The organism is Streptomyces sp. AC627_RSS907 (assembly GCF_019049165.1).
The window spans coordinates 74,337-80,750 of the sequence record NZ_JAGMUE010000015.1 but is presented as its reverse complement, the minus strand read 5'-3'; the positions used below and the strand labels follow the sequence as shown (position 1 = coordinate 80,750).

General features: G+C 70.3%; 4 protein-coding genes. All 4 read right to left on the bottom strand.

The annotated features are described in order from the left end of the window. Positions 1–100: 100 nt before the first annotated feature. The 4 genes from KUM32_RS04910 to uvrB all read right to left on the bottom strand — a co-directional run bounded on the left by KUM32_RS04910 (position 101) and on the right by uvrB (position 6,391). The gene (locus KUM32_RS04910) at positions 101–1,102 is read right to left on the bottom strand and encodes a TerC/Alx family metal homeostasis membrane protein (RefSeq protein WP_217140539.1); all 1,002 of its coding nucleotides are present in this window, start codon (positions 1,100–1,102) and stop codon (positions 101–103) included. 296 nt (positions 1,103–1,398) lie between these two features. Continuing rightward, positions 1,399–3,432 (bottom strand): TerD family protein, encoded by a 2,034-nt coding sequence (locus KUM32_RS45200; RefSeq protein WP_217140538.1) that lies wholly within the window; start codon positions 3,430–3,432, stop codon positions 1,399–1,401. Positions 3,433–3,526: 94 nt separating this feature from the next. Further along, complete coding sequence (locus tag KUM32_RS04900) at positions 3,527–4,105, bottom strand: TerD family protein (protein WP_217140537.1); 579 nt, start codon at positions 4,103–4,105, stop codon at positions 3,527–3,529. Positions 4,106–4,246: 141 nt separating this feature from the next. Then, entirely contained in the window at positions 4,247–6,391 is a 2,145-nt protein-coding gene (uvrB, locus tag KUM32_RS04895) for an excinuclease ABC subunit UvrB (RefSeq protein ID WP_217140536.1), read from the bottom strand. Positions 6,392–6,414: the final 23 nt, after the last annotated feature.

Here is a 6,414-nt window from a genome sequence, read left to right as displayed (position 1 = left end):
GGGGGCAGGGGGCAGGGGGCAGGGGAGCGGCGGGCGGCTCACGCCACTCGCCGCTCCCCTGCGGTCTCCCTCGCCCGGCCGGAGACCGGGTCGTACGCGGTCAGGCCTCGACGCTGTCCTTGGGGGTGTCGCCGCTCCCGGCCTTCGCGGCCTCCGCCTCGGCCTGCTTCTTGGAGGCCCGGAGGCTGGTGAGTGTGGTGACGACCAGGACGGAGCAGATCACGCCGAGCGAGACCGGGATGCTGATCTCGGGGACGTGGACCCCGGACTCGTGCAGGGCGTGCAGCACCAGCTTGACGCCGATGAAGCCCAGGATGACCGACAGGCCGTAGGAGAGGTGGACCAGCTTCTTCAGCAGACCGCCGATGAGGAAGTACAGCTGACGCAGCCCCATCAGGGCGAACGCGTTGGCCGTGAACACGATGTACGGGTCCTGGGTCAGGCCGAAGATCGCCGGGATGGAGTCGAGCGCGAACAGTACGTCGGTGGTGCCGATCGCGAGCATCACGACCAGCATCGGGGTCATGACGCGCTTGCCGTTCTCCTCGATCCACAGCTTGGTGCCGTGGTACCGGTCGGCGACGCCGAAGCGACGCTCGGCGGCCTTGAGGACCTTGTTCTCCTCGAACTCCTCGTCCTCCTCGTCGGCCCGGGCCTCCTGGATGAGCTTCCAGGCCGTCCAGATCAGGAAGGCACCGAAGAGGTAGAAGACCCACGCGAAGCTGGCGAGGATCGCGGCACCCGCGGCGATGAAGATGGCCCTGAGGACCAGGGCTATGAGGACACCGACGAGGAGCACGCGCTGCTGGTACTGCGAGGGCACCGCGAACTTCGCCATGATCAGAACGAAGACGAAGAGATTGTCCACGCTGAGGGACTTCTCGGTGATGAAGCCCGCGAAGAACTCACCGGCGGGCTGGCCCCCGCCGAAGACGAGCAGTCCGAGCCCGAAGAGGCCCGCCAAGGCGATCCAGACGACCGTCCAGATCCCGGCTTCCTTGATCGATACATCGTGCGGCTTGCGGCCGATGAAGAAATCGACGGCGATGAGGGCGGCGAGGCCCACGACGGTCAGGACCCACAGGGTCACGGAAACTTCCACTACGCCTCCGGCAGTACGTCACACGGCAGATGTCAGCGTCGTCGCTGCCGGAGGTCTCTTCCACCCCGGGCGTCCGGGACGCGTGACGCGTCCGGAACCCGCGGGCCGGCGCCCCGGGATCTGGCCTGATCCGTATTGACGGGTACGCCGCAATTGGCAGGGAGTACTCCCCTCCGTGGGGAAAACAGTACCCAATCACCAAGGAAAGGTAAAGAGCTAAGTAAAAGAAGGACCAAAATGCTTGGTCACAGCGCTTTACGAAGGCTTGGTGGAGGCGTGTTCGGGGGCGGCTCGGGTCACCTGTCCCACGAGCGGCGGGCCGCCGCGACCTGGGTGAGTACCTGTTCGAGGACCTGGCTGCCGGGCGGCACGAGCGGGGGCTCGTAGGTCCAGGCGTGCCCGACCCACGGGTCGGCGAGGTGATCGTCGGCCACCGGCGTCAGACGCAGCAAGGAGCGCCACAGCGGGTCGAGCAGGGGCCCGTACCCGGCGGACTCCTCGCGGTCGGCGACCATCATCAGGTGGACGCCGACGGCCGGTCCCTCGTCGGCGAGGTAGCGCAGCTGGTTCACCGCCCGGTCGTCGAAGCCGTGCGGGAAGTCGTTGACGATCAGGAGCTGCTGGGACGGGTCGAGCCCGGGCGGGAGGGCGTCGGCCGCGCCTGCGCGCAACGCCATCTGCACCAGGTCGACGCGCTGGGTGAGGCGGGCGAGCACGTCCGCCGTCCCGGCGGCACCCACGGCGGGCGGGGCGGCGAGCACCCCGGTCCGCACCAAGGGTGCCAGTGCCTGTGAACCCGATTCGGCCGGGTCGATGACGTGCACGGTGAACGCGCCCGCCGGATGGACGGCGAGCAGCCGGGCCGCGTGCGCGACCGCCGTCTCCAGCCCCAGGCGCCGCATCTCGTGGGAATCGGTGAAGGAGCCGTCGAGCGAGCCGGCACGTCCGCTGTCGATCCACAGGCCGCGCTCCAGCGGCAGTCGGACGAGCATCGGGATGCGTATGCGGTCGGCCTCGGACAGGTGCAGGTCGCCCAGCCGCACGGCCATGGGGATCTCCATGGGTACGCGGTAGGCGTGCCAGACGGGGGTGTCCCAGCGGGCGTAGGCCGCCGGCAGGGCGGGCTCGACGACCTCGGCCTCGGCGGCCAGCTGGGCGACGTCCCGGTCCAGGACCTCCCTGGCCTGGGAGACCAGCTGACCGTGCCGGGCGCGTGCCGCCTCCCGCGCGGCGTCGCCCTGTCCGCCGATCCGGCTGCGCGGGTCGGACAGGACCTGGTCGAGCTCCTTCTCCATGCGCGAGTCGGCGAAGTCGACGGCGCTGCGATACGCGGCAGCGGTGCGAGCGAGGTCCTCGAACATGCCCCACACCTGGTTGTAGAGCCGCTCCTCCATGGACCAGCCGGTGGCGTCGCCCGCGACGGGCCGCGCAGGCTGCCCGGGTTCGGCGGGGGGCGCGGCCGGTGGGGGCGGCGGGGCCGCGCTCTGCCGGCGCGGGTGGCTGTAGTCGATCGGGCCGCCGCCACCGGGTGCGGACGACCGGTCGGCGGAGGAGCCCGCCGGTCCGCCCGGGTACGGCGGCGATCCGTACTGCCCGGGAACGGCGGACGCCTGCGGACCGGGCCCGGCCTCGGCGTCGTACGGGGACGCCGGCGGTACGGGGCCGGTGGCGCCCTGGGGCGCGGCCGCACCGGGGTCCGGACCGTGCGCCGGAGCGGCGGCCTGCGGGGAGCGGTCGCCCTCGGCCGTCCGGGCCGGAGGCGTCGGCACGGAGCGGGTCAGGCCGCGGGCCACCGCCTCCTGGATGTCCTCGGCGAGCCGGTGGGCCTGGGGCAGCTCCTGGTCACCGAGGAGCGCGGCGAGGCCCGCCGCGTAACCCTGGCCGACGGCGCGCACCTTCCAGGCGCCCTGCCGTCGGTAGAGCTCCAGCGCGACGACGGCGGTCTCGTCCTCCAGACCGGTGATGGTGTAGCTGGCGATCTCGTCGCCGTCGAGACCCGTGACGGCGACGAAGGGGGCGGCGACGGCGCCGAAGCGCGCGGGGCCCGTCCCACCGGTGGGCAGGGCGAGCAGCACACTGACGCGGTGCACGGCGTCCGGCACGGCGCCCAGGTCCACCGCGAGGCGATGGTCGGCGGCGGCCTGCCGGGAGACCTCCAGACCCGGCAGGGTCGGTGCGCCGGGGTGGGCCACCCATTCGACGCCGTGGACCCTGCCGTTCTCGTCGCCGAACGTGGCTCCCGCCACGATCGGCGTGCCGGCCGAGACCCGGATCTCGAGACGCGCCCGGGGAAGCGGGTGGTTCTGTCCCCGCGTCAGCTCGGCCGTCATCGCCTTTCCCCCTGTGTCACTCGTGCGCACTCGTGAGGTGTCCTGCGCCGCTCACCCGTCCCGCCCACGGGACCGGCCGGCCGGCGTCGGCCGGCTACAGGACGGGCAGGATCGCCGGCATCAGGTCCTGGAAGGTGCGGCCGTTGGCCGGGGAGCCGAGGGCCGTCATCGACCAGCCCTGGCCCACCCGGTGCACCTTCGCCATGATCTGGGCCGTGTAGGCGCCGCCACCGGCCAGCGTGTAGCGGGCGAGTTCCTGGCCGTTGGTCTCGTCGACCAGACGGCAGAACGCGTTCTGCACTTCCTGGAAGGTCTGGCCCGTGAAGGAGTTCACGGTGAAGACGATCTGGTCGATGTGGACCGGGACGCGCTGCAGGTCGACGAGGATCGCCTCGTCGTCGCCGCCCTGGCCGACACCGCCGACCAGGTTGTCCCCGGTGTGGCGCACCGAGCCGTCGTCGCTCACCAGGTGGCGGAAGAAGACGACGTCGACCGGCTGCTTGTCCGCGAAGAGGACGGCGGAGGCGTCCAGGTCGATCTCCCGGGTGCGCGAGCCGAACAGCCCGCGCCGGGGAGCCGCCTGCCAGCCGAGACCCATGCGCACCGACGTCAGGCTGCCGCCGTCGTTCTTCTGCAGACTGATGGCCTGACCCTTGGTCATGTTGACGGTCACGCGCTGATCCCCTCTCGAGCTGTCCCCTGTTGCCGCGGCGCCCGCGGTTGACCAGAACCCTACGCAGGGGCACCGACAGTGCCCCACCCCGGTCCGCGCTTTGTGTCGGTCTTGCAACACAGCGCGTGCCGGTGCGGGCCATCAGGCCAGACCGGCCTCCTTCATCTGGCGCAGTTCCTTCTTCATCTCGGAGACCTCGTCACGCAGCCGGGCCGCGATCTCGAACTGAAGGTCCGCGGCGGCCGCGCGCATGCGGGCAGTGAGATCCTCGATCTGTTCGGCGAGCTCCGCCGCGGGACGGTCGGTCGGCGCCGTCTCCTTGCCCCTGCCCTTGGCCTTGGCCGCCTTGGCGCCGGGCGTCGCCTGGCCGCCGAGGGCGGGCACGGGGGCCTTGGCGCCCTTGCCGTCCTTGCTCTGGCGGTAGCCCGAGCCGAGCAGCTGCTCGGTGTCGACGTCCTCGCGGGCGATCTGGGCGACGATGTCGTTGATCTTCTTGCGGAGCGGCTGCGGGTCGATGCCGTTCGCCTTGTTGAAGGCGACCTGCTTCTCGCGGCGGCGGTTGGTCTCGTCGATGGCCTTCTCCATCGCCGGCGTGATCTTGTCGGCGTACATGTGGACCTGGCCGGACACGTTGCGCGCCGCGCGGCCGATGGTCTGGATCAGGGAGGTGCCGGAGCGCAGGAAGCCCTCCTTGTCGGCGTCGAGGATCGCCACCAGGGAGACCTCGGGCAGGTCGAGTCCCTCCCTGAGCAGGTTGATGCCGACCAGGACGTCGTACTCGCCGGCCCGCAGTTCACGCAGCAGCTCGACGCGGCGCAGGGTGTCGACGTCGCTGTGCAGATAGCGGACCTGGATGCCGAGCTCCAGGAAGTAGTCGGTGAGGTCCTCGGCCATCTTCTTGGTGAGCGTGGTGACCAGGACGCGCTCGTCCTTCTCGGTCCGCTTGCGGATCTCGTGCACCAGGTCGTCGATCTGGCCCTCGGTGGGTTTGACGACGACCTCCGGGTCGACGAGACCGGTGGGGCGGATGATCTGCTCGACGGCACCGTCCGAGCGGGAGAGCTCGTAGGCGCCCGGGGTCGCCGACAGATACACGGTCTGTCCGATGCGCTTTTGGAACTCCTCCCATTTCAGCGGGCGGTTGTCGAGCGCGGAGGGCAGCCGGAAGCCGTGGTCGACCAGGGTCCGCTTGCGGGAGGCGTCGCCCTCGTACATGGCGCCGATCTGCGGCACGGTGACATGCGACTCGTCGATGACGAGCAGGAAGTCGTCCGGGAAGTAGTCCAGCAGGGTGTTCGGCGGGGAGCCGGGCCGGCGGCCGTCGAAGTGCATCGAGTAGTTCTCGACGCCGGAGCAGGAGCCGATCTGGCGGAGCATCTCGAGGTCGTACGTCGTGCGCATCCGCAGTCGCTGGGCCTCCAGGAGCTTGCCCTGCTTCTCCAGCTCGGCCAGGCGCTCCGCCAGCTCCTTCTCGATGTCGTTGACGGCCCGCTCCAGGCGCTCGGGGCCCGCCACGTAGTGGGACGCCGGGAAGACGTAGAGCTGCTGGTCGTCGCTGATGATCTCCCCGGTGACCGGGTGGAGCGTGGACAGGGCCTCGATCTCGTCACCGAACATCTCGATGCGGACGGCGAGCTCCTCGTAGACCGGGAAGATCTCGATGGTGTCGCCGCGCACCCGGAAGGTGCCGCGGGCGAAGGCCGTGTCGTTGCGCGTGTACTGGATGTCGACGAAACGGCGCAGCAGCTCGTCCCGGTCGTGCTCGTCGCCGACCCGGAGCGGGACCATGCGGTCCACGTACTCCTGCGGGGTGCCGAGGCCGTAGATGCAGGAGACGGAGGCGACCACGACCACGTCACGGCGGGTGAGCAGTGAGTTGGTCGCGGAGTGACGCAGTCGCTCCACCTCCTCGTTGATCGAGGAGTCCTTCTCGATGTAGGTGTCCGACTGCGGGACGTAGGCCTCGGGCTGGTAGTAGTCGTAGTACGAGACGAAGTACTCGACGGCGTTGTTCGGCAGCAGTTCGCGGAACTCGTTCGCCAGCTGGGCGGCCAGGGTCTTGTTCGGCGCCATGACGAGGGTGGGGCGCTGGAGCTTCTCGATCATCCACGCCGTGGTGGCGGACTTGCCGGTACCGGTGGCACCGAGCAGGACGACGTCCTTCTCACCTGCTTCGACACGCCGGGCGAGCTCGGCGATGGCCGTCGGCTGGTCGCCGTTGGGCTGGTAGGGGCTGACGACCTCGAAGGGCGCCACCGTACGTTCGATGTGGGAAACGGGCCGCATGCGTTCCACGGTACGACCCCGCA